This is a genomic window from Amycolatopsis sp. WAC 01416 (assembly GCF_003947485.1).
Taxonomy (GTDB): domain Bacteria; phylum Actinomycetota; class Actinomycetes; order Mycobacteriales; family Pseudonocardiaceae; genus Amycolatopsis.
This window is the reverse complement of record NZ_QHHX01000010.1, coordinates 367,058-390,466: the sequence shown is the minus strand read 5'-3', so window position 1 is coordinate 390,466 and position 23,409 is coordinate 367,058. Positions and strand designations below refer to the sequence as shown.

General features: G+C 68.0%; 18 protein-coding genes. 7 read left to right on the top strand and 11 right to left on the bottom strand.

What is annotated here, in order from left to right; genetic code table 11:
* Positions 1-371: 371 nt before the first annotated feature.
* Positions 372-1,217 carry a GNAT family N-acetyltransferase gene (locus DL990_RS32725; RefSeq protein WP_125800998.1) on the bottom strand — a complete coding sequence of 282 codons (846 nt, stop codon included), beginning with the start codon at positions 1,215-1,217 and terminating at the stop codon, positions 372-374.
* Between the two features lie 102 nt (positions 1,218-1,319).
* Here DL990_RS32725 and DL990_RS32720 point away from each other — a divergent pair, with 102 nt between their 5' ends.
* From DL990_RS32720 to DL990_RS32715, 3 genes are all read left to right on the top strand, one after another.
* On the top strand, positions 1,320-2,651 hold the full coding sequence (locus DL990_RS32720; RefSeq protein WP_125800997.1) for an FAD-dependent oxidoreductase: 1,332 nt from the start codon (positions 1,320-1,322) through the stop codon (positions 2,649-2,651).
* A 118-nt stretch (positions 2,652-2,769) separates the two neighbouring features.
* Positions 2,770-2,934: a hypothetical protein gene (locus tag DL990_RS41335; RefSeq protein ID WP_158632673.1), complete on the top strand. Its 165-nt coding sequence runs from the start codon at positions 2,770-2,772 to the stop codon at positions 2,932-2,934.
* 444 nt (positions 2,935-3,378) lie between these two features.
* Positions 3,379-4,233, top strand: coding sequence for an alpha/beta fold hydrolase (locus tag DL990_RS32715; protein ID WP_233620643.1), 855 nt, complete (start codon positions 3,379-3,381; stop codon positions 4,231-4,233).
* A gap of 31 nt (positions 4,234-4,264) precedes the next feature.
* Here DL990_RS32715 and DL990_RS32710 read toward each other — a convergent pair whose 3' ends face one another.
* From DL990_RS32710 to DL990_RS32700, 3 genes are read right to left on the bottom strand one after another with little or no spacing between them, the layout of a single operon-like run.
* Positions 4,265-5,326 (bottom strand): ArsO family NAD(P)H-dependent flavin-containing monooxygenase, encoded by a 1,062-nt coding sequence (locus DL990_RS32710; protein ID WP_125800995.1) that lies wholly within the window; start codon positions 5,324-5,326, stop codon positions 4,265-4,267.
* Entirely contained in the window at positions 5,323-6,390 is a 1,068-nt protein-coding gene (arsB, locus tag DL990_RS32705; protein ID WP_125787133.1) for an ACR3 family arsenite efflux transporter, read from the bottom strand. Before arsB ends, DL990_RS32710 begins: the two co-directional genes overlap by 4 nt.
* Positions 6,391-6,423: 33 nt before the next feature.
* Positions 6,424-6,828 (bottom strand): low molecular weight phosphatase family protein, encoded by a 405-nt coding sequence (locus DL990_RS32700; RefSeq protein WP_125800994.1) that lies wholly within the window; start codon positions 6,826-6,828, stop codon positions 6,424-6,426.
* Positions 6,829-6,956: 128 nt separating this feature from the next.
* Between DL990_RS32700 and DL990_RS32695 the strand changes: the two genes are divergently transcribed.
* Positions 6,957-7,367 carry a helix-turn-helix transcriptional regulator gene (locus tag DL990_RS32695; protein ID WP_199746695.1) on the top strand — a complete coding sequence of 137 codons (411 nt, stop codon included), beginning with the start codon at positions 6,957-6,959 and terminating at the stop codon, positions 7,365-7,367.
* Here the strand turns inward: DL990_RS32695 and DL990_RS32690 are convergent.
* A complete protein-coding gene (locus tag DL990_RS32690; RefSeq protein WP_233599004.1) occupies positions 7,351-8,805 on the bottom strand; it encodes a SulP family inorganic anion transporter in 1,455 nt (484 codons plus the stop codon). The two genes, DL990_RS32695 and DL990_RS32690, sit on opposite strands and share 17 nt — an antisense overlap.
* A gap of 245 nt (positions 8,806-9,050) precedes the next feature.
* On the opposite strand from DL990_RS32690, the gene DL990_RS32685 reads away from it, so the two are divergent.
* On the top strand, positions 9,051-10,664 hold the full coding sequence (locus DL990_RS32685) for a peptide chain release factor 3 (RefSeq protein ID WP_125800993.1): 1,614 nt from the start codon (positions 9,051-9,053) through the stop codon (positions 10,662-10,664).
* A gap of 145 nt (positions 10,665-10,809) precedes the next feature.
* On the opposite strand, the gene DL990_RS32680 is transcribed toward DL990_RS32685, so the two are convergent.
* Together DL990_RS32680 and DL990_RS32675 are read right to left on the bottom strand one after the other, a co-directional pair.
* A complete protein-coding gene (locus DL990_RS32680) occupies positions 10,810-11,505 on the bottom strand; it encodes a hypothetical protein (RefSeq protein ID WP_125800992.1) in 696 nt (231 codons plus the stop codon).
* A gap of 38 nt (positions 11,506-11,543) precedes the next feature.
* Positions 11,544-14,531 carry a glycoside hydrolase family 3 protein gene (locus DL990_RS32675; protein WP_199746694.1) on the bottom strand — a complete coding sequence of 996 codons (2,988 nt, stop codon included), beginning with the start codon at positions 14,529-14,531 and terminating at the stop codon, positions 11,544-11,546.
* 254 nt (positions 14,532-14,785) lie between these two features.
* On the opposite strand from DL990_RS32675, the gene DL990_RS32670 reads away from it, so the two are divergent.
* Entirely contained in the window at positions 14,786-16,975 is a 2,190-nt protein-coding gene (locus tag DL990_RS32670; RefSeq protein WP_233620642.1) for a glycoside hydrolase family 3 C-terminal domain-containing protein, read from the top strand.
* Positions 16,976-17,013: 38 nt separating this feature from the next.
* Positions 17,014-18,021 (top strand): LacI family DNA-binding transcriptional regulator, encoded by a 1,008-nt coding sequence (locus DL990_RS32665; protein ID WP_125800990.1) that lies wholly within the window; start codon positions 17,014-17,016, stop codon positions 18,019-18,021.
* An 82-nt stretch (positions 18,022-18,103) separates the two neighbouring features.
* Here DL990_RS32665 and yicI read toward each other — a convergent pair whose 3' ends face one another.
* The 4 genes from yicI to DL990_RS32645 are packed head-to-tail and all read right to left on the bottom strand — an operon-like array spanning position 18,104 to position 23,320.
* A complete protein-coding gene (yicI, locus tag DL990_RS32660) occupies positions 18,104-20,356 on the bottom strand; it encodes an alpha-xylosidase (RefSeq protein WP_125800989.1) in 2,253 nt (750 codons plus the stop codon).
* Positions 20,353-21,165 (bottom strand): carbohydrate ABC transporter permease, encoded by an 813-nt coding sequence (locus DL990_RS32655; RefSeq protein WP_199746693.1) that lies wholly within the window; start codon positions 21,163-21,165, stop codon positions 20,353-20,355. The genes yicI and DL990_RS32655 overlap by 4 nt, the downstream gene beginning before the upstream one ends.
* Entirely contained in the window at positions 21,162-22,046 is an 885-nt protein-coding gene (locus DL990_RS32650) for a carbohydrate ABC transporter permease (RefSeq protein WP_125800988.1), read from the bottom strand. Before DL990_RS32650 ends, DL990_RS32655 begins: the two co-directional genes overlap by 4 nt.
* Positions 22,043-23,320: an ABC transporter substrate-binding protein gene (locus tag DL990_RS32645; protein WP_125800987.1), complete on the bottom strand. Its 1,278-nt coding sequence runs from the start codon at positions 23,318-23,320 to the stop codon at positions 22,043-22,045. Before DL990_RS32645 ends, DL990_RS32650 begins: the two co-directional genes overlap by 4 nt.
* Between the last annotated feature and the right edge of the window lie 89 nt (positions 23,321-23,409).

Genomic DNA, 23,409 nt, shown 5'->3' with positions numbered 1-23,409 from the left:
TGCGGCGAGGTGATACGAGACGGTGCCGGGCGCCGACCTGGACGATGACGTCGGGCCAGTTGAGCACGCCGGGGGCTGAAGGAACGCACCGAAGACCTCGACAAGCCCATCTCCGTCACGGCTTTCCGCAACCAGCTCAAGGCGATCCACCGCTGGAGACGCCGTCGGCGGTCGGACTGACGGTCATCCGGCATCCGGTCCTGGTGGCCAACGGTGACCAGGACGGGATGGCGCCGAGCCGCAATTCCGCCGACCTGGCCCGGCGGCTGCCGAACGCCTGGCTCGTCCTCGACGCCTATGCCGTGTCCGGTAAGTCATGTTCGCGGTCTTCGCGCCCAGGCGGCCCATCGAACAGACTCACAGGACACCGCCTAGTTGACGGGGCTGCGTCGTTCGAGGAAGACGGTGTCGTGCCAGGCGCCGTCGCGCTGGGCGATGCGTTCTCGGATGCCGACGGTGCGGTAACCGGCGCTGTGGTGCAGCGCGATGCCGGCGCGGTTGTCAGTGAAGATCGACGTCTGCAGGGTCCAGAGCCCGGCGGCGTCGGCTTCGGTGACTTGCTTGAAGAGCAGGGCCTTCCCGACGCCGCGGCCGCGATGGCTTTCGGCGACGTAGACCGACGTCTCGGCGACCCCGTGGTAGCACTCGCGCGCCGAGACCGGGGTGGCCGCCGTCCAGCCGGCGACCTGCCCGTCGATCTCGGCGACCCACCGATGCCCGGGTAGCCAGTTCGCTTCGAGCGCCTCGCGATCGGGAGCCTCGGTTTCGAAGGTGGCGAGCCCGGTCGCGATGCCTTCACCGTAGATCCGGCGGATCGCGTCCCAATCGTCGTCGCGAGGGGCGCGGATGGTGACGTCCTCCGGCACGTTGTCCGGGCAGCACGGACGCGGCGCGAGCAGGCCCATGACCGCGTCGGCCGCGTGCGGAAGGCCGCTGCAGCATGCCTGATTGATCGTCACGACCGTGGCCGTGCCCTCTTTCCGCAGATGCAGGAAGCCGACCTCGGCCAGCTTCCGCACGTGGTGGGAGCAGGTGGACTGGCTGGTCCCGAGGATTTCGGTGAGCGCGCCGACGGTCAGGCCGCGGGGCGAGGTCGCGACGGCGTGCAGGAGTTTGACCCGCGTCGGCTCGGCCAGACAGGCGAACCACCCGGCATAGGTCGCGGCTTCGCGTTCGGGCAGGAGACCGGCGAGTGGAACGGGTACGGCCGTCGTCATGCGACCCAGTATCGACCAGAATCGATGGTTGCGTCAATCGATGACGGTCGATACATTCCCCCCATCGGTTCAATCGAGCCGGATCGATGAAAGGTGCATGGGATGAACGAGCTGCCCGTCGTGGTGATCGGAGCGGGACCGGTGGGGCTGGCGGCCGCCGCCGAGCTGGTGGAGCGGGGTTTCGAGCCGCTGGTGCTGGAGCGTGGCGTGCGGGCCGGAGCGGATGTGGCGGAGTGGAACCACGTGCGGTTGTTCTCGCCGTGGACCGAACTCGTCGCCCCCGCGGCCGGGCGGTTGCTGGAGAAGACCGGCTGGATCCGGCCCGACGGCGAGACGTATCCGACGGGTTCGGAATGGGCCAGCTTGTATTTACGCCCGCTCGCCGCGGCGCTCGGTGACCGGGTGCGCTTCGGCGCCGAGGTGATCGGAGTGGCACGCCGGGGACGCGACCGAGTCGTGGACAGCGGCCGGGACGAAGAACCGTTCACGGTCCACGTTCGCGCCGCCGACGGCTCGGAAGAGCGCGTCATCGCCCGGGCGGTGGTCGACGCTTCCGGGACCTGGTCGACGCCGAATCCCCTTGGCGGCGAAGGACTTCCCGCCGTCGGCGAACGGTCGGCGGCGGACCGGATCGGCTACCGGGTCCCGGATCTGGCTGACGAGACCGTGCGAGCACGGTATGCGGGCAAGCATGTGGTGGTCGCGGGCAGCGGTCATTCGGCGTTGACGGCGCTGGTCGCGTTGTCCGGCCTGGCGGACGACGGCACGCGGATCAGCTGGGTGCTGCGCCGCGGCGCGGTCGGTGACACCTTCGGCGGCGGCGACGCCGACCAGCTGCCGGCACGGGGCGCGCTCGGATTGCGGGCGCGGGCGGCGGTCGAGTCCGGGCAGATCACGGTGGCGACCGGATTCCGCACCGAGGTCGTCGAACGCGACACCGACGGACGGCTGACCCTGATCTCCTCCGGCGGACAGCGGATCGAGCAGGTCGACGAGGTCGTGACCCTGTCCGGTTTCCGGCCCGCCCTGACCTGGCTGTCGGAGATCCGGCTGGAGCTGGACCCGACGTTGCAAGCACCGGTCGCGCTCGCGCCGCTGATCGACCCGAACGTCCACTCGTGCGGAACCGTGTATCCGCACGGCGCCAAGGAACTCGCGCATCCGGAGAAGGACTTCTACCTGGCCGGAATGAAGAGCTACGGCCGGGCGCCGACCTTCCTGGCGATGACCGGTTACGAGCAGGTGCGCAGCATCGCCGCCCAACTGGCCGGGGACCACGAGGCGGCCGCACGGGTCGAGCTGCGGATGGCCGAGACCGGCGTCTGCGGCGGCGCCGGCCTGTTCGACGAGCCGGACGACGCACCGGCCGCCGGTGGCTGCTGCGCGGAACCGGAAGTCCTGACGCTGTCCGCGCCGTCGGCAGCGGTGCGCTGAGCCGGTCGCGACCGGCGCGGCGTCGCCCGGGTCGGCCACGTCCGGGCTACGCCGCACGCCGGCCGTTCTCTGCGTCACCGAGATCACCAGCTGGGGCATCCTCTTCTACGCTTTTCCCGTGCCGGCACCGGAAATCAGCCAGACCACGGGCTGGTCGACGGCCTGGGTGGTCGCGGCGTTCTCGGCCGGGCAGGTGGTCGCCTGGCGCGGAACCTGGTGCGGTTCACCGTGGCCTGGCTGCTGGTCGGGGTCGGCTTGGCGAGCACGGTGTTCGCACCGCTGACCGCGCTGCTCACGGATACCTGGATCGGCGGGAACCTATTCGGTCCTCGCCGCCACCATCCCCGCGCACCCGTGGGGCCTACGGGGTCGTGGCCACCGGCCGAGCCGTAGTCCGGCACGCACAGCGACCCCGCACGGATCGCCCGGAGCATCCCGTTCCGGGGCTTGGTGAATCGCGTTCAGCCTGAGCGCCCTTGACCGTCACCGTCGCACTCGCCCCCCTGGGCAGGCGCCGAACCGGTCGGCTCCTGGCCCCGCTAATCCGACTCACTGACCCTCTTCTCCCCCGCCCGCTACAGCAGCCTCCCCGGACTGCACATCCGGGCTGGGCTACGTCGGGCTGGAAGGGCTGCGCAGCTTCGCCTCCGCCACTCTGCGCGGCGTCGGCGCGACGCCCGCTACGTGGCGAAAACGCCTTCCGCGCCGATAGAGCATCATGGCAGGCATGGCCACCATCGCACGTCCCACCACGACCGCAGCCCTGGATCTCGGGACGCTCGAATATCGGTTCGACCGGCGTGGCGGTTCTACAGTGGTGATGTTCCATGGTGGACACATGCACGCCGGACTCGCGCTCGGTGAGGAGACATTCGTCGATGCCGGCTACTCGGTCCTCGTGCCCTCGCGGCCGGGCTACGGCCGCACACCCTTGTCCACCGGCACGACGACCAGTGGATTCGCGGATGTCGTCCGCTCGCTGTGTGACCACCTCGGCATCACTCGGGTCGCCGCCGTCGTCGGCATCTCGGCAGGAGGACGCACCGCGGTGGCGACGGCGGCCCGCCACCCGGATTTCGTGGAGCGAGTCATCCTCCAAAGCGCGGTGGGCCCTCTTCCCTGGCCGGATAAGCGGACCCGCCTGGCCGCTCGACTCGCCTTCGGCCCCGCGACCGAACGCCTCACCTGGTCGGCGGTGCGCGCGATCATGCGCACCGCTCCAGACATCGGACTGCGCATGCTGTTCGGCGACCTCACCGCTCTGCCTGCCCGGCAAGTCATGACCGCGCTCTCCGCCGAAGAACGCACGATGTTGATCGAGCTGTTCTCCCGGATGCGGTCCGGTCACGGCTTCCGCAACGACCTCGCCGCCGACAGAGAAGGTGTCGACGACGTCACCCAGCCCACCCTCGTGATCGCCGGCCGCAACGACGGCTCCGTGCCCTTTGCCCACGCAGAGAGGCTTGCGTCGACGATCAAGTACGGCTGCCTGATCGAGAGCAACGCCGACAGCCACTTCATCTGGCTCGGCCACGACTGGCCGGCGATCAGCGACAAGATCTGCGACTTCCTCGCCGCCTGAAACCCAGGCGACGCTGGTCCGGGGCAACAAGTCACGCGCTGTCGGCGTCCAGCGCGGCCTTGAGGTCGGCGACCGCTGCCCGCGCGGTCATGCCGACGCCGATGATCGTGGCCGACGCCGGGCCGGTCCAGTCTCCGTAGCCGAGAAAGTGCAGCCGGGGCTCGGCTTCGGCGCGGGTGCCTTCGGTGGGGATCCGGCCGCGGGTGGTACGCAACCGCAACGGCGCGAGATGGCCGAGTGCGGGGCGGAACCCGGTGCACCAGATGACCGCGTCGGCGTGCTGCCAGGTCCCGTCCGTCCACAGGGGACCGTCGCCGTCGAGTCGCGCGAACATCTCACGCGGCCGCAGCAGCCCCGCGTCACGGGCCTCGCGAACGGGCTGGACGGCGACGATGTCACCCAGCCCGGCGACTCCGGCCGTGTCGGCCTGTCCGGTCTCGAGGGCTTGGCGGCGCCGGGTGGCGACGTCGAAGAGCGCCTTGCCGTCGATGTGGTCGGGCAGGTAGCGCGGCGGGCGGCGGGTGACCCAGGTCAGGTTCGCCGTGCCCGCGAGGTCGGCGGCGATCTGCGCGCCGGAGTTCCCGCCACCGACCACCACGACGTCCTGGCCCGCGAACTCGTCCGGGCCGCGGTAGTCCACCGTGTGCAGCTGACGACCGGTGAACCCGCCGGGGACGAGCGGCAGGAAGGGACGCCACCAGGTTCCGGTGGCGCTGATGACCGCCTCGGCGCTCCAGTCCCCGGTATCGGTGCTCACCTGGAAACGGTCGCCGTCCCGGGAAACGGCGTTCACCGTCTCCCCTCGGCGGATCGGGAGTTCGTAGCGCTTCTCGTACGCGGCGAGGTACTCGACGACGTGCTCGGCGGTCGGATAACCGGGGCCTGGGTAAGGCGGCATCGGCCACCCTGGCAGGGAACTGTGCCGCGCCGGGGAGAACAAGCGCAGCGAGTCCCAGCCGTGCAGCCAGGCGCCGCCCGGCTGGGCTTGAGCGTCGAGGATGACGAAGTCCAAGCCCGCGCGGCGCAGATGGTAGCCCGCGGCGAGACCGGCCTGTCCCCCGCCGATGACCACTACCTGCGCGGCTCCGGTCATTCCGCGGTCCAGCGTTTCCGCAGCCAGAGGCTCACGTAGACCAGCGCGACCAGCACCGGCACCTCGATCAGTGGCCCGACCACCCCGGCGAGCGCCTGCCCCGACGTCACGCCGAAGACGCCGATGGCGACGGCGATCGCCAGCTCGAAGTTGTTGCCCGCGGCTGTGAACGCCAGTGTCGTGGTGCGCTCGTACGACAGACCGGACGCCTTGCCAAGCAGGTAGCCGCCGATCCACATGATCGCGAAGTACACCAGCAGCGGCAGCGCGATCCGGGCGACGTCGAACGGGCGGGAGGTGATGTTGTCGCCTTGCAGGGCGAACAGGATCACGATGGTGAACAGCAGGCCGTAGAGCGCGATCGGGCCGATCTTGGGCAGGAACTCACCCTCGTACCAGTCGCGCCCCTTGCTCCGCTCCCCGATGCGGCGCGAGAGGTATCCGGCGGCGAGCGGGATACCGAGGAAGATGACGACACTGAGCGCGATCTCCCACGGCGAGAAGTCGATGCTGGCGGTATCGAGGCCGAGCCATCCCGGCAGCAGGTCGAGGTAGAACCAGCCGAGCACGCCGAACATGACCACCTGGAAGACCGAGTTCAGCGCGACCAGCACCGCCGCGGCCTCCCGGTCGCCGCAGGCGAGGTCGTTCCAGATGATCACCATCGCGATGCAGCGGGCGAGGCCGACGATGATCAGCCCGGTCCGGTACTCGGGCAGATCGGGCAGCATCAGCCAGGCGAGCGCGAACATCAGCGCCGGGCCGAGAATCCAGTTCAGCACCAAGGAGAGCACCATCGTGCGCTTGTCCTTGGTCACGGTGTCGAGCTTGTCGTAGCGGACCTTCGCCAGCACCGGGTACATCATCAGCAACAGACCGAGCGCGATCGGCAAGGAGACCTGCCCGATCTTCACCGCGTCCAGCACACCCTGCAGACCAGGGATCACGCTGCCGAGCAGGAGCCCGGCGCCCATCGCGACGATGATCCAAACCGGGAGGAATCGGTCCAGAAAGGACAGTTTGTGCAGGACGTCGGCGTCGGCCTTGTCTGCGGTTCGAGTCACGGGGGCTGGTCTCCAGAAAGTCGGAAGCGAGGATCAGGCGTCGAGGATTTCGGCGACCAGGCCGCGGACCCGCCGGTCGATCTCGTCGCGGATCGGGCGAACGGCCTCCACGCCTTGCCCTGCCGGGTCCTCCAGCGGCCAGTCGAGATACCGCTTGCCGGGGAACACCGGGCAGGTGTCGCCGCAACCCATGGTGATCACCACATCGGAGGCTTCGACGTCCTCTGTGGACAGTTTGCTCGGCACCTCGGCGGTGATGTCCAGACCCCATTCGGCCAGTGCCGCGGCGGCGGCCGGGTTCACCTTCTCCGCGGGCTCGGAGCCCGCGGACCGGACGGCGATGCGTCCGAGGGAGTAGTGCTGCAACAGCGCGGCGGCCAGCTGCGAGCGGCCGGCGTTGTGCACGCAGACGAACAACACCTCGGGCGTGCGGGTCATACCCGTTTCCTTTCGCCGGTCCCTGACTGAATCGAAGTATGCCGATGCAATTGAAGAGCTTGGATCGAGCTTTGTCAATTCAACGGGTATGGTGGGCTTCGGCGGACGTCAGCAGCGAAGGAGGCCCCGTGGCGAGCGAGAACGGCCGAACCCGGAAACCGATCGCGGTGACCCTGCTGATGGCCGAACCCGCCGCGGTCGTCGACCCCGGCGACGCCGAGGCGGCGGCGAAGCTCTTCAAGGCGCTGTCGGACCCGGTGCGAATCCGCCTGCTGTCGCTGGTGCGGTACTCGCCCGGCGGCGAGGCGTGCTTCTGCGACCTGGCCGAGGAGTTCGACATGCCCCAGCCGTCGCTCAGCCATCACCTGCGCGTGCTGGTCTCCGCCGGCATCCTCGACCGGGAGCGGCGCGGCACCTGGAGCTGGTACACCGTCGTCCCCGAACCGCTCGAAACCCTCGAAAGCCTGCTTCGCTCAGGCGGCCCGCTCGCCGATCGACCGGCCCGCCTCACCGGACGGCGTGTCAGTGACCGCCGGTGAGTTTCGCGTGCATGCGGGCACTGTGCTTGTTCAACCCGACGATCTCCACGGTCTTGCCCCGTGACTCGTACTTGGTGGTGATCGCGTCGAGCGCGGCGACGGTGGAGGCGTCCCAGATATGGGCGTCGGTGAGGTCGATGACGACCTTCTCCGGGTCGTTCGCGTAGTCGAACCGGTAGACCAGATCATTGCTGGAGGCGAAGAACAGCTCGCCGGTGACGGCGTACACGACCTGGGTGCCGTCCGGATCGACCACGGCGGTCACCTCGACCAGGTGCGCGACGCGGCGCGCGAAGATCACCATGGCGGTGATCGAGCCGACGACCACACCGATGGCGAGATTGCCGGTGGCCACCACGACGGCCACGGTGACGACCATGACGATGATCTCGCCCCACGGCATCCGTTTGAGCGTGGCCGGGGAGACACTGTGCCAGTCGAAGGTGCCGAACGCGACCAGGACCATCACGGCCACCAGGGCCGCCATCGGGATCTGTGAGACCAGCGGACCGAAGACGATGCACAGGATCATCAGGAACGTCCCGGCCAGGAACGTCGACAAGCGGGTCCGGGCACCGGCGGTCTTCACGTTGATCATGGTCTGACCGATCATCGCGCAGCCACCCATGCCGCCGAAAAAGCCGGTGACGATGTTGGCAATGCCTTGGCCGATGGACTCGCGGGTCTTGTTGGAGTGAGTGTCGGTGATGTCGTCGACCAGTTTCGCGGTCATCAGCGACTCCATCAGCCCCACCAGCGCGAACGCGATCGCGTACGGGGCCAGGAGCGCGAGGGTGTCGAACGTGAACGGCACATCCGGGATACCCGGCACTGGCAACGAGGATGGCAGCGCGCCCTTGTCGCCTACGGTCGGAACCGCGATACCGGCGGCGATCGTCAGCACCGTCAAGGCCACGATGGACACCAGCGGCGCCGGAACCACCTTGGTCAGCTTCGGGAACAGCACCATGAGCACGAGACCGCCGGCGAACAGCGGGTACACCGGCCACGGCACATCGATCAGCTCCGGCACCTGCGCCAGGAAGATCAGGATCGCCAGCGCGTTGACGAAGCCGACCATCACGCTGCGCGGCACGAACCGCATCAGCCTCGCCACGCCCAGCGAGCCGAGCACGATCTGGAACAGACCACCCAGGATCACCGTGGCGATCAGGTAGCTCAGCCCGTGCTCACGGGCCAGTGGCGCGACCACGAGCGCGATCGCACCGGTCGCCGCGGAGATCATCGCCGACCGTCCGCCCACGATCGAGATCACCACCGCCATGGTGAACGACGCGAACAGCCCCACGCTCGGGTCCACGCCCGCGATGATCGAGAAGGAGATCGCCTCCGGGATCAACGCGAGCGCGACCACCAGACCGGCGAGGATTTCGGTGCGGGCGACCTTGGGTGACAGCCACGAGGGGCGCGTGAACACCTGGGTCACGAGACTCGACACAGACCGACGACCTGACTTCTCGGGCGCGATCACTGCCACGGCGCGCTGGAGGCTTGATGAGCGCTTGACGTTAGTCGAGCGAATCGCCCCGGCGTCGAACCTCCCCCGCCGAATGAGGCCGTGATCACGTCGGCCGGGCAACCCCGGTTTCGGACGGGGAAAGCCGGTGAGGTGAACTGGACCCAGCGGCAGACGCTGATGATCGCAGTCCGGAGGAGTCGAGTGTGACGGCAGGCAACACAGTCCAGGCCGAACGGCCCGAGGTGATCGCCGAGGCGAGCCGTCGCCGGACGTTCGCCGTCATCAGCCACCCCGACGCCGGCAAGTCGACGCTGACCGAGGCACTGGCGCTCCACGCACAGGTGATCTCGCAGGCCGGCGCCGTGCACGGCAAGGCCGGACGACGTGGGGTGACCTCGGACTGGATGGAGATGGAACGCGCACGCGGCATCTCCATCACCTCCGCCGCGCTGCAGTTCGTCTACGGCGACACCGTGATCAACCTGCTGGACACGCCGGGGCACGCGGACTTCTCCGAAGACACCTACCGGGTCCTCTCGGCCGTCGACTCCGCCGTCATGCTGCTCGACGCCGCCAAGGGACTGGAGCCGCAGACGCTGAAACTGTTCGACGTCTGCCGCTACCGCGGGATCCCGGTGATCACCTTCATCAACAAGTGGGACCGGCCGGGCCGGGAAGCCTTGCAGTTGTGCGACGAGCTCACCGACCGGATCGGCCTGCAACCCATGCCGCTGACCTGGCCGGTCGGGACGGCCGGACACCTGCGCGGCGTCCTCGACGTCTCGAGCGGGGAGTTCGTTCGCTACCTGCCCACCGCGCACGGGACGACCCTCGCGCTGGACGAGCGTCTCGGCGCCCAGGAGGCGGAGGCCGACCTCGGCGCCGACTGGACGCAGGCCCAGGAGGAATCGGAGCTCCTGCGCGCCGCCGACGGCGAGTTCGACGCGTCCCGCTTCTTCGCCGCCACCGCGACCCCGGTGCTGTTCGGCGCGGCCGTCCGCAACTTCGGCGTCCGCCATCTGCTGGACCTACTGGTCGAACTCGCGCCGCGGCCCGCCCCGCGCGCGGACGCCGAGAGCCGGATCCGCGCCTTGGACGCACCGTTCTCGGCATTCGTGTTCAAGGTCCAGACCGGAATGGACCCCGCGCACCGCGACCAGGTGGCGTTCGCCCGCGTGTGCTCCGGGGTGTTCGAACGCGGCATGGTCGTCACCAACGCCACCACCGGCAAACCCTTCGCCACCAAATACGTGCAGCAGGTGTTCGGCCAGCAACGCTCCACAGTGGACACCGCCTATCCAGGTGACGTCATCGGGCTGGTCAACGCCACCGCGCTGCGGGTCGGCGACACGCTGCACTCCGGCAAGCCCGCCGTGCGGTTCCCCGGCCTGCCCAGCTTCGCCCCCGCTCACTTCGCCGTCGCCCGGCCCACCGATCTCGGCCGCGCCAAGCAGTTCCGCAAGGGTGTCGAACAGCTCGGCGCGGAGGGCGTGGTGCAGGTGCTGCGGTCGGACCTGCGCGGTGACGCCGCACCGGTGTTCGCCGCTGTCGGGCCTATGCAGTTCGAGGTCGCCGCCCACCGCATGGAGGCCGAATTCGGCTCACCGATCCGGCTGGATCATCTGTCCTACCAGGTGGCCCGGCGCCTCACCGACCCCAGCCAGCGTCTCCTCGTGGACAAGGGCCGAAACAGCGAGGTCCTCACTCGCCTCGACGGCGCCGACCTTGCCCTCTTCGCCGACGAACTGGCACTGCGGCTCGTGATGCGAGCGAATCCCGACCTGGCGCTGGAGCCCTTGGTGGCCGAGGGCGGCTGATCGACGCCGCCCCCGGCTGCGCGCGGCCAGGCAAGCAGAGCGAACGCGAGATACGTCTCCAAACACGCGAGATACGTCTTTAAACACGCGAGAACCGTGTCTGATCACGCGAGTGCGGTACTACGTCACCCCACTCGCTCGCCGATCAGGACGACGAAACGGAATAACTGTTCGACGAGAAGTTCATCCCGCCGCTGGACGACGTGATCTCGAAGCCGAACTGCACTTCACCGACCGTCACGTCGCCGTACCAGCCGCGGTTCTTGATCCAGTTCAGCACGGCGAGCACGTCGACCGAACCCGCGTTCGTGTTGGAAGTGCGCAGGAACGAGAACACCGCGTTGGCGCCGTTGCTCCCCCGGTAGACGTCCCAGGTGTGGCCGCCCACGGAGACCGTGGTCTCCTTCGAGCCGATCGCGCCCACCGCGCCCTGCTTGTTCATCCACAGCATGATCTCGTAGGCGTTGTTGTTCGCCCAGATGTCGTACGCCGTCGCGTATGCGCCGCCACCCGGCCTGGAGACGTTGAAACTGCTGGAAAGGCTCCGCAGTCCGCTCAACTGGCGGCCGACGTTCTTCGCCGAATGCGGATACGACTTCACCCCACCGGTGTTCGGGTGGTTCGCCCAGACGCCGAAGTTGCTGTAGGAGTTCGCCCAGATCGACTGCGGGCCGGCGCCTCCGCCCCAAACGTTGTTGCGGACGGTGTAGCCGCCGTTCGACCAGCTCCCCCACTTGTCCGAAGAGCTCCAGGTGGCAGCCTGTGCCGTCCCTCCTATCACCAGTGTGGCGACCAACGCCAGGACGACACTGCCCATCAAGGATCGCGTTTGCCTACGCATAGCAGGGTTCCTTCCGTGCCTTTTCACCAAATGGACCGCTACCGCAGAGAAAACGTGCTGATTCTCGAATCGGAGGTGAAGACCAGGTAGACGTCGTGACGTCCACTCGGCCCGGACAACGTCGTGGTGGTCGTCGAGTACGTGTACTTGTCGCCGGTACTGGCGATCCGCGCGGTTCCCGCCAGTCTGCCGCGCGGGCCGCCGAGCCGGATTTCCACAGTGGACGTTCCCGTTTCGGCGCGAGCCGTCCTGGCGGTGAATGTCCTCGCCCCGGAACGGAAGTCCACGTCGCTGAAGCGCAGCCAGTCTCCCGCGCCGACACCGACCGCGTCGCCGCGGACCTTGCTTTCGTCGACCAGTTCGACACCCGAGTAGTCGTCGAAGTCGATCGCCCTGGTGTCCCGCGTCAGGTCGCGCGGCGGGATCTGCTCGCCACGCACGGGAAGCACCGAACGCAGCCGGATGTCGGAAGCGGACGCGCCGACCATCACGTCGTGGACGGACGATTCCAGCACCCATTTGCCCCGGGTGACGTCCCAATGCCGGAGGTCGGGCACCGACAGGCGCACAGTCTTGGTCTGCCCAGGCTCCAGGCGCACCCGCTCGAAGTCACGGAGCCGCTGATGCGGTTGTTTGTCGCGGGAGACGAGCTGATGGGTGTAGAGCTGCACCACCTCGTCGCCGGCGCGTTTCCCGGTGTTGGTCACCTTCACCGTCGCTTCGAACATCCCTTGTGGACCCGGCTTGCCGAGGCGCAGGTCGCTGTAGCGGAAGTTCGTGTAGGACAGGCCGTGTCCGAAGGCGTAGAGCGGGTCACCGGTGAAGTACTGGTAGGTGCTGCCGCGTTTCATGATGTCGTAGTCGAGGATGTCCGGGAGTTCGTCGTCCGAGCGGTACCAGGTCTGGGTGAGGCGGCCCGCCGGGTTCACATCGCCGTACAGCACGTCGGCGAGCGCGTTGCCGGTCTCCTGACCGGCGTGTGAGGTCCACACGATCGCCGGGATGTTCTCCTGCTCCCAGTTCAAGGTCGTGGGATAGCTGTTCTCCACCACCACGACGGTGTTCGGATTCGCCGCGCGCACGGCCTTGATCAGCTCGCTCTGGCTGCCCGCCAGCGCCGTCGAGGTGCGGTCGTGGTCTTCCCTGCCGTTGATGAACGGCATGCTGCCCACGACCACGACCGCCGTTTCGGCCGATCGCGCCGCCTTCACCGCGCTGTCGATGCCTGAGGTCAGCTGCTCCTTGCGGAACTTGGTCGCTCCCGCCGCGTTCGGCGAGCCCAAGGTCAGTGTGCCGTCGGCGGCGACGGTGAGGTAGCTGTTCGGCCCGTCCCAGTCGTTCGGGAGCTCGTAACCGGCGTACCTGATCACGACCGTGCCGTCACCCGCGTCCTCCAGTTCGAACTGCTGGTGGACGAACCAGTCCCGCGGCTGCGGTGCCCGGTTGAGGAACGGGCTGGTGGCATCGGCGAGATTCTGGCGCTCGACGTACTTCCCGTTCGCGACACTGCGCAAGGTCAGCACGCCGTCGCCCCACTCGAAGGCGTCGAACTGTTCCGTGGCCCCGACGCTGGTGGCGCCGGTCTTGAGCACCGCGCCCGCATCGCCGGCGCCGCCGCCGAGGTACTTGCCGGTGGTGGCGTCGCGCAAGGCGATCCGGTCGACGGGCTCGGTGTCGGTGACCTGTGCCCCGCCGCCGAGCCGCGCGCGGATCCCGTCCAGCGGGGTCACCTTGTACGGCAGTCCGCCGGAGTACCAGTCGGTGTACAGGGTCTTCTCCAGCGGCCCGATGACCGCGACACCGCGCTTCGGGTCCAGCGGGAGGGCACCGCGGTCGTTCTTCAGCAGCACCATGGCCTCGCCCGCCGACTTGCGGGCGAGCTGCCGGTGCGCCGGACTGTTGACCACGTCCTTGCCGATCCTGGCGTACGGGCCGCCGTCCGGATCGAAGTCACCGAGCCGGAAGCGGATGCTCAGGACGTGCTTCACCGCCTTGTCGATGTCGGCCTCGGCGAGCAACCCCTTGGCGAGCGCGGACGTGATGATCTTGATGGTGGGGCCGGGGTTCTGGTTGTCGACGGTGAAGCCGTCGAGACCGGCTTTGAGGGTGGCCGCGAAGCCTTCCTCGTTGGTCGCGTAGTACTTCTCGGAACCTGTCAGGTTGTACGGGGCGGACGCGTCGCTGACGTTGTAGAGCGTCTTTCCGGTCCAGGTCCGCACGACGTCGTTCAGGTCGGGGTTGACCGTCGCGGGCCTTCCGTTGACGAGGTTGTACGACCCCATCACGCCGGTCGCCGCGTCGGCCGCGATGGCCGGTTTGAACGCCTGCTCGTCGTATTCGCGCAGCACTCGCGGGCGCAGGTTGGACGACGTGGTGTCGCGGCGGATCTCGTTGTTGTTGGCCAGGTAGTGCTTCAGTACCGGAGCGGTTTTGAGGTACTCCGGATGGCCGCCGGTCATCCCCTTGCCGTACGCCGTCGAGATGGCCCCGGTCAGCAGCGGATCTTCGGAGTACCCCTCCTCGTTGCGCCCCCATCGCGGATCACGCAGCAGGTTCACCACCGGCGCCCACAGCTGAAGCCCCCAGAATCCGGGATCCTGCGAGTGGTAACCCCTCGCCTCGTCACCGACGACCGCGCCGACCTGTTCGATCAAGGCCGGGTCCCAGGTCGAAGCGAGCCCGATCGCCTGGGGGAAGACCGTGGCGTTCGCGGTCACGACGGCGCCGTTCGTGCGCTCCGTCGTCCAGCCGAGGCCGTGGAGGGCTTCGGTTCCCGTTTTGAATTCGGGGATGCCCAGCCGCGGGATCGCCGGCTGGAACTGGTGCAGCAAGGACACCTTCTCCGCGAGGGTCAGCCGCCCCACCAGGTCGTCCACCCGCGTGGCCAGTGGAAGGCCCGGATCACGGAACGGAAGAGCGTTCAGCTCGTCCGCGACCGCGGGTGAGGCGAGGCCAAGCACCAGGGCGATCGTCGTGGCGACCATGCCCATCCGGCGTGGGCGGACAAGGAGAGCTGCTCTGCTCATGAAGACTCCATCGCGAGATAATCGAAGCGCTTCGACGAAACGGGGCGGCGATACTCGGCGAGTTTCGTGCGGTGGTGATCGTGGGGCGATCGAGCGAGAGATTCGATTGTCGAAACGATTCGACAGTCGCGTTAAGACGATGTTAGCGGACAGGACACGACGAGACAATGCTCGCTCGGCCGTCTCGTGCCGCCGGCGTATCCGTCTGGCACTCTCGAACACAGTGGACAGTTCCCGCCCGGAAGGAATCCCCGTTGACCTCCCAGATCGAACCCACCGGCCTCACGCTCGAACAGAAGGCTTCACTGCTGTCCGGCCGCGACTTCTGGCACACCGAGGCGATCGAGGCCGCGGGGATCCCGTCGATCCTGCTCTCCGACGGCCCGCACGGCCTGCGAAGGCAGGACAGCGAGGCGGACAACCTCGGCGTCCACGACAGCGTGTCCGCCACGTGTTTCCCGCCGTCGGTCGCGGTGGGTTCCAGCTGGGATCCCGAGGTCGCCGCGCGGATCGGCGCGGCCATCGGCAGGGAAGCCCGCGCGGCCGGGGTCTCGGTGGTACTCGGTCCGGGCGTGAACATCAAGCGGTCCCCGTTGTGCGGCCGGAATTTCGAGTACTACTCCGAAGACCCGTTGCTGAGCGGGGTGCTCGCCAGCGCCTATGTGCGGGCCATGCAGGCCGAAGGCGCGGGCGCGTCGGTGAAGCATTTCGCGGCCAACAACCAGGAGACCGACCGGATGCGGGTCAGCGTGGAGGTCGACGAGCGGACCCTGCGCGAGATCTACTTCCCGGCGTTCGAACGTGTCGTGACCGAAGCGCATCCGGCGACGGTGATGTGCTCGTACAACCGGGTCAACGGCGTCTACGCCTCCCAGAACCGCCGTCTGCTCACCGACGTCCTTCGCGACGAATGGGGTTTCGACGGCGCCGTCGTCTCGGACTGGGGCGCGGTGAACGACCGGGTCGCCGCGCTCGTGGCCGGGCTGGACCTCGAGATGCCGGGCACCGGCGGCAGCGGCGACGCCGAGATCGTGGCAGCGGTGCGGAGCGGAGAACTCGACGAGGCCGTCGTCGACCGGAGTGTCCGCCGGGTTCTCGCCCTCACCGGCCGGGCGTTGCCGCCGAGCGGCGACGTGGACCCCGGCGAGCAGCACCGGGTGGCGAAAGAGGTCGCCGCCGACTGCGCCGTCCTGCTGAAGAACGACCGGGACACGCTGCCCCTGACCACGCGGTCGGCGGTGGCGGTCATCGGCGAGTTCGCCGCGAACCCCCGCTTCCAGGGCGGCGGCAGCTCCCACGTCAATCCCACCCGGGTCGACACCGCGCTCGACGCGATCCGGGCACTGGGCGAATCCGTGACCTACGCGAGCGGCCTTGCCGACAACGCCGTCGAGATCGCCCGTGAGGCGGACGTCGCGGTGGTCTTCGCCGGTCTGGGCGAAAGGGACGAATCCGAGGGCTTCGACCGGGACACCATCGACCTCCCCGCGGCGCAGGTGGAACTCATCAAGGCGGTCGCGGCGGCGAGCAGGCGCGCCGTGGTCGTCCTCTCCCACGGCGGCGTGGTGTCACTGGAGGGCTGGCACGACGACGTCGACGCCGTTCTCGACGGCTGGCTGCTCGGCCAGGCAGGCGGCAGCGCGCTCGCCGACCTCATCTTCGGCGTCACCAACCCGTCGGGGCATCTCGCCGAGAGCATTCCGTTGCGTTTGCAGGACAACCCCAGCTATCTCAACTTCCCCGGCGAGTCGGGCCACGTCCGATACGGCGAAGGGGTCATGGTCGGCTATCGCTACTACGAAACCGCCGAGGTCGCTGTCCGGTACCCCTTCGGCCACGGCTTGTCCTACACGACTTTCGAAACCGGCGAACCGACGGTCACGGCGACGGGCGACGACTCCGCCACCGTCGCGGTGAACGTCACCAACACCGGAACCCGGACCGGTAAACACGTCGTCCAGGTCTACGTCGCCACCGGCGCGGCTCCCGTCCGCAGCCCGGCACGGGAGCTCCGCGCGTTCGCCAAGATCTTGCTCGAACCTGGCGAGACCCGGCGGGTCGAGCTCGCCCTCGATCGCCGCGCTTTCGCCTGGTACGACATCGAACTGTGCCGATGGGTGGTCTCGCCCGGCGAGTACACCGTCCAGATCGGCCTCAGCGCCGCGCACGTCGTCGCCGAAGCGCCTATCACGCTGGCCGGCGACGTCATCATCCCGGTCCTGTCGATCGACTCGACGGTCGAGGAGTGGTTCGGCCACCCGATCGTGGGTCCCGAACTCGGCGAGCTGCTCGCCGGGCAGAGCAACCGGGTCGAGAGCAGCGTGGACTGGATGCGCATGGTCGCTTCGATGCCGATGCGCCAGTTCACCAAACTCATGGCCTATCGTGGTGTCGACCTGCCCACCGACGCCTTGCCGCGGCTGATCGAGCTGAGCAAGGGCTGAGCCCGTCGAATCGATTCGACTCCCTCTATCATCGGCTGATGGTCACCATCGCAGACGTCGCCCGGGCGGCCGGGGTCTCCCCGAGCACCGTGTCCTACGTGCTGTCCGGACGGCGTTCGATCTCGGAGGACACCCGCCGCCGCGTCCAGCACAGCATCAGCGAACTCGGTTACCACCCGAACGCGGGCGCCCGCGCGCTGGCCAGCAGCCGCACCAACGTGCTCGCGCTCGTCGTCCCGCTGCGGACGGACCTGAACGTCCCGGTGGTCATGCAGTTCGTCGCGGCCACCGTCACCGAGGCACGCACCTACGACCACGACGTCCTCCTGCTGACCAAGAACGAAGGCCCGGACGGCCTGCGCCGGATCGCCGCGTCCGCCATCGCGGACGCGCTGATCGTGATGGACGTCGAAACCTCCGAGCCCCGCCTCCCGGTGCTGAGATCCTTGCACCGGCCGGTGGTATTGATCGGGGTCCCCTCCGACCCCGGCGACCTGACCTGCGTCGATCTCGACTTCACCGCCGCCGGCGTCGCGAGCGTCACGCATCTGGCCGACCTCGGCCATCGCGAGGTCGCGTTGATCGGCCCCTCCCCCGCGGTCTACAAACGCGGCACGAGCTACGCGGGACGTTTCCTGCGCGGCTTCCGCCAGACGGCCACGAAACGCAAGGTCCGCGCCGGTTCTTTCCCCTGCGCGCCTTCCTACGACGCGCTGCGTGACTGTCTTGACGACGTGTTCGCCGAACACCCTGGCGTCACCGGGCTGGTCGTGCACAACGAGGCCATCCTCGGCCCGTTGCTGTCCGAACTGAACCATCGCGGCAAGCAGGTTCCCCAGGACATCTCGGTGCTGGCCGTCTGCCCGGAGGACATGGCCGAGGCGCAGTCCGTCCAGCTCACGTCGATCGCCATCCCCGCCGCCGAACTCGGCAGCCTCGCCGTCGAGATGGCGATGCGCCGTCTCGACGACGGAGGCCAGGCCGAGGTCCGGCTGCTGTCACCCCGCCTGACCGAACGGGGCAGCACCGGCCCGGCCCCTTCCTAGGTGTCGCGTGGCGTGCGCCCAATGTGGCATTGGAGGCGCTGAGCGTCCCCCATGCCACATTGGGCGCGCACTCCCGGTGCCCTTAGGCCGGAGAGCCAGCGCCGCGGATGGTCAATGCACTTCCCGCCGCCACGATCGTCTCGTCATCCTCGGGAAAGGCCACCTGCCAGCCGTCGGGTGCGGAGTCGACGTCGATATGGACGCTGTCGCCCTCCCGACGGGTGCGGAACGTCGAGCCGCCGACGGTGGTGGTGATCCTGGTGCCGTCCTCCAGCCGGTACAGCCGCAACGTGACGCCGGCGGCATAGTCGTAGTCCGGCCGGTCGTCGACGGCGCCCAGCGGCAGAACGGTGTTGGGACGCACCAGCAGCGGGACGGTGAGCATGTCGCAGACGGTGGTCACCCACCTCGGCCCCTGGATCTCGTCGCCGGTGAAGAAGTCGGTCCACACACCGTCCGGGACGTAGTACGTCACTTCTCCCTCGTCCGAGAACACCGGCGCCACCAGGAGCGAGTCGCCGAGCATGTACTGCCGCTCCAGGTGGGCGCACGCCGGATCGGCCGGAAACTCCAGCGCCATCGCCCGCATCATCGGCGTGCCCTCGGCCGCCGCCTGTGCCGCCGCTTGCCACAGGTACGGCATCAGCCGCGCCTTGAGCTTGGAGAACACCCGCAGGACGTCGACGGCCTCCTCGTCGAACAGCCAGGGCACCCGATAGGACGAACTGCCGTGCAACCTGCTGTGCGAGGACAGCATCCCGAACGCGATCCAGCGTTTGAACAGCGCCGGATCCGGGGTGCCCTCGAAGCCGCCGATGTCGTGGCTCCAGTACCCGAAACCGGACAGGCCGAGCGAAAGGCCGCCACGCAGGCTCTCGGCCATCGACTCGTACGTCGATTCGCAGTCGCCGCCCCAGTGCACCGGGAACTGTTGCGAGCCCGCGGTCGCCGAGCGCGCGAACACGACGGCTTCGCCCTCCCCGCGCCGTTCGCGGAGCACGTCGAAGACGGTCTGGTTGTAGAGATAGGTGTAGTAGTTGTGCATCCGCTCGGGATCGGATCCGTCGAAGTAGACGACGTCCGTCGGCACCCGCTCGCCGAAGTCGGTCTTGAAACAGTCCACGCCTTGTTCGAGCAGAGCGTCCAATTTGGACGCGTACCACTCACGCGCGGCGGGGTTGGTGAAGTCGACCAGCGCCATCCCCGGCTGCCAGAGATCCCACTGCCACACGTCGCCGTTCGGTTTCCGCAGCAGGTACCCGCCCGCGACGCCCTCGGCGAACAACGGTGACCGTTGCGCTACATACGGGTTGATCCACACCGAGATGCGCAGGTCGCGGGCCTTCAGCCGCTCCAGCATGCCGACGGGGTCCGGGAACGTCCGCGGGTCCCATTCGAAGTCGCACCAGTTGAACTCGCGCATCCAGAAGCAGTCGAAGTGGAACACGCTCAGCGGCAGGTCGCGTTCGATCATGCCGTCGACGAATCCCGAGACGGTCTCCTCGTCGTAGGACGTGGTGAACGACGTCGACAGCCACAGCCCGAAGGACCACGCGGGCGGGAGCGCCGGTCTGCCGGTCAGCGCCGTGTACTTGCGCAGGATCTCCTTCGGGCTCGGACCGTAGATCACGAAGTACTCCAGCGACTGGCCCACGACGCTGAACTGCACCCGCGACACCGCTTCCGAGGCGACCTCGAAGGACACGTGCCCCGGATGATTGACGAACACGCCGTAGCCGGCGTTGGTCAGATAGAACGGGACGTTCTTGTAGGCCTGTTCACTGCTCGTGCCGGCGTCGGCGTTCCAGATGTCGACGACCTGCCCATTGCGCACCAGCGGTCCGAATCGCTCGCCGAGCCCGTAGACCTGGGCCCCCACGGAGAGGTCCAGCTGGTCGCGGACATGATGCTCGCCGTCGAGGCTCATGAAGCCCATCCCCTTGGCCCCGCTGGTGGTGAGCACCTTGCCGTCCGCGACGAAGTCGACCTTCCACCCCTCGCCGCGATGCAGCCGGACCGACAGTGCGCCCGCGGTGAGCGTGTGCCCGTCCTCGGAGACTTTCGCCTCCTCGCCGACGGTCGACAGCCCGAAGCGGGGCTCTCGCGGCAGCCCGCCCTCGAAATGCGTGACGCTCACCCCGATCACGTCCGGCATCGGCGAGGAGAATCCGACCGTCGCCACCGGTCCCTTCAACAGGTCGCCGCGGTGGCGGACGGGATGGGTCGGCGCGTGCACCACGATCCGGCCGTCCTCCGCGGTGAGGTCGTACACCTCCACCGGATGCGCCGCCTGTACCCCGTCGCGCAGCAGCCAGTAGCCGTTGCTGAACTTCATTTGACCGCCCCTGCCGTGATGCCACGTGTCAACGTCCGCTGGAAGATCAGGAAGAAGGCGATCGCCGGGATGACCCCGAGCAACGCCGAGGCACTGGTCATGGTCGCGTCCATCATCCGCTGGCCCTGCAGCACACCCAGTGCGACCGGGACGGTCTGGGTGTCGTTGGAGATCAGCAGGATCAGCGGCAGGAAGAACTCGTTCCACGTCCAGATGAAGAAGAACACGAACAGCACGCCGAGAGTGGGCCTGCTGATCGGCACCACGATCCGCACCAGGGTCTGCCATTTGTTCGCGCCGTCGAGATAGGCGGCCTCGAGCAGTTCGTGCGGGAATCCGACGAACGTCGAGGACAGCAGGTAGGTGCCGAACGCTGCCTGGATGATCGTGAAGATGATGATCACGCCGAGCTGGGTGTCGTAGAGACCGGTCTCGTTGGCGAGGAAGTACAGCGGGTACGCCAATGCTTCCTGCGGCAGCGTGTTCGCGATGAGGAAGGCGACCAGGATCCACGTCCGGCCGCGGACCCTGCCGATGCCCAGCGCGTAGGCGTTCAGCACCGAGATCACCACCGCGAGCACCGCGACCGACCCGCTGATCACGACGCTGTTGAGCAGTTTCTGCCCGAACCCGACCCGGACCCAGAAGTCGATCAGCCCTTGCAGGTACACCCCGTCCGGAAAGGACAGTGGGCCGTCCGCCGCGTATTCGGCCGGGGACTTCAGCGCGTTCAGCGCCACGACCAGGAACGGCGCCAGCATCACGACCGCGAGAACGATCAACGACCAGAGCGTCACCTGCCGTTTCACGCGTGCTCACCCCTCCTCTGGACACGGAGGAACACCGTGGTGAGCACGAGGATCAGCACCGTGAGCACGGTCGCGATCGCCGCGCCGTAGCCGACCTGGGTCTTCTCGAAGAAGTTCTGGAACGAGTAGTACGACGGCACGTTGGTCGACCCTCCCGGGCCTCCCCTGGTCAGCACGTAGATCGGCCCGAACACCTTCAGCGCGGCGATGGTGCAGGTCAGCAGGACCACGAAGACCTCGGGCCGCAGCTGTGGCACCGTCACATGCCAGAACCGGCCCCACCACGACGCGCCGTCCAGTTCCGCCGCCTCGTGCAGCGAGGGATCCGCACGCTGCATCCCCGCCATGAAGATGACCACCGGATAGCCGACCTGGATCCACACCATCACGCCCATCACGCTCCACAGCGCGAAATCCGGATCGCCCAGCCAGTTCTGGCCGAGCGAGCCGAGCCCGACGGCGGAGAGGAGTTCGTTCACCGCGCCCTCGGGCGCGAGTATCCAGCTCCACACGATCCCGGCGACCGCGATCGGCAACACCTGCGGCAGGTAGACGCAGGCTCGCAGCACGCTGGCCGCCCGCGTCCCGAACCGTTTGGCCACGAAGTCGAACAGCGCGGCCGCGATCACCAGCCCCGCCACGGTCGGCACGATGGCCATCGCCACCACCAGCCCGAGGTTGTGGCGGAACGACGCCCAGAAGACGTCGTCCGCGAACAACCGCCGATAGTTGTCCAGCCCTGTCCACTTCGGATCGCCGGCGCCGGACCACTGGGTGAAGCTGATGCCGATGTTCATCGCGAACGGCACCAGGATCACCGCGGCCAGCAGCACCGCGCCGGGGATCAGGAAGAGCAGGTAGTTTCCCCGTCCCCTGGTCATTTGCCGACGTTCGCCAGATTCTCCTCGTAGGGCTTGGCGAGTTCGTCGAGCACCTGCGACGGCTGGGCGCTCGAGGTGATGAGTTTCTGCGTCGCCGAAACGTGGACGTCGTAGTATCCGGGAGCGGGCCAGTCGGGATAGAACGCCAGCCTGTCCTGTGTGGACAGAGTGGTGAAGTCCTCCACCAGATCCTTCAGCCGCGGCTCGGCCGGCGGCGTGGGGCTGTTCACCACCGGGACACCGCCTGCCTCACGGAGCTTGTCCTGGATGGGCTGGGACATCGTGATCGCGATGAAGTCGAGCGCGAGGTCGCGGTTCTTCGCGCCCTTGGGAATGACCCACATGTTGCCCGCGGAACCGGAGGTCATCCCCGGCCACGGGACCGAACCCCACTGGAAGCCCTTGATGCTCTGGACCAGCCTGCCGTACCACCAGCTGCCGCTGATCATGATCGGGTACTTGCCCTGCATGAACGACATGCCCATCGCCTCGGCGTCGACGCCGGCGGCATCCTTGCTGATGTAGCCCTTCTTCACCCAATCGGCGAAGGTCGTCGCGCCGTAGGTCCACGCGGCGTCGTGGAAGTCCACCTTGCCGGTGTAGCGCTGGTAGCGGTCCACCCAGCCGCGGTCGGCCTTGGTGAGGGCGAGCTGGTACAGGACTTGGTGCGCCGGGTACTCCGAGCCGCCGACGGCCAGCGGCGTGACCCCGGCACCGGCGAACTTGGCCATGGCCGCGGTCAGCTGCTCGATGGTCCTCGGCTCCTCGAAGCCCTGCTGCGCGAACATGTCCTTGTTGTAGAAGATCTTCACGTACTCGGCGTAGTTCGGGACGCCGTACCAGCTGCCGGATCCCATCACGCCGTTCTCGTCGTAACGGGCGGTGGTCTGGAGGGCCGGGTTGAGCTGCTTGTCCCAGCCGCGTTTGGCGACCTCTTCGCTGATGTCGGTCAGCAGTCCTTGTTTGGACAGCAGTCCCGCGGTGGCGTTCCCCTTGTTGTACTCCAGGACATCCGGCGCGTCGCCCGAATTGAGCACCATCGGCGCCGTCTTCTGGATCTGTTCGAAGCCCTTCTCTTCGAAGGCGACCTTGACGCCGGGATGGCTCGCTTCGAACTGCTTGATCGCCTCGGCCCAGGCCACGCCCATCGCACTGTCCGGCGCCTCGTAGTGCCACAGCTTCAGGGTCTTCGGGTCACCGCTGCCGGATCCGGACCCGCAGCCCGCGATGGCCAGCATGGCGACCATCGCGGCGGCCAGTACTCGCTTCGACATCAGAGGTCCCTCCAGAGAAGTCGGTGATACCCGCCGGCCATCGTGGCCTCCTTCGGAATCCGCGGTGACCCGAACTGTCGAAGCGCTTC

Coding starts and splice junctions, on each gene's coding strand:
- DL990_RS32725 (WP_125800998.1), bottom strand. CDS start 1,217: ATGACGACGGCCGTACCCGTTCCACTCGCCGGTCTCCTGCCCGAACGC.
- DL990_RS32720 (WP_125800997.1), top strand. CDS start 1,320: ATGAACGAGCTGCCCGTCGTGGTGATCGGAGCGGGACCGGTGGGGCTG.
- DL990_RS32715 (WP_233620643.1), top strand. CDS start 3,379: ATGGCCACCATCGCACGTCCCACCACGACCGCAGCCCTGGATCTCGGG.
- DL990_RS32710 (WP_125800995.1), bottom strand. CDS start 5,326: ATGACCGGAGCCGCGCAGGTAGTGGTCATCGGCGGGGGACAGGCCGGT.
- DL990_RS32700 (WP_125800994.1), bottom strand. CDS start 6,828: ATGACCCGCACGCCCGAGGTGTTGTTCGTCTGCGTGCACAACGCCGGC.
- DL990_RS32680 (WP_125800992.1), bottom strand. CDS start 11,505: ATGCGTAGGCAAACGCGATCCTTGATGGGCAGTGTCGTCCTGGCGTTG.
- DL990_RS32675 (WP_199746694.1), bottom strand. CDS start 14,531: ATGAGCAGAGCAGCTCTCCTTGTCCGCCCACGCCGGATGGGCATGGTC.
- DL990_RS32665 (WP_125800990.1), top strand. CDS start 17,014: ATGGTCACCATCGCAGACGTCGCCCGGGCGGCCGGGGTCTCCCCGAGC.
- yicI (WP_125800989.1), bottom strand. CDS start 20,356: ATGAAGTTCAGCAACGGCTACTGGCTGCTGCGCGACGGGGTACAGGCG.
- DL990_RS32650 (WP_125800988.1), bottom strand. CDS start 22,046: ATGACCAGGGGACGGGGAAACTACCTGCTCTTCCTGATCCCCGGCGCG.
- DL990_RS32645 (WP_125800987.1), bottom strand. CDS start 23,320: ATGTCGAAGCGAGTACTGGCCGCCGCGATGGTCGCCATGCTGGCCATC.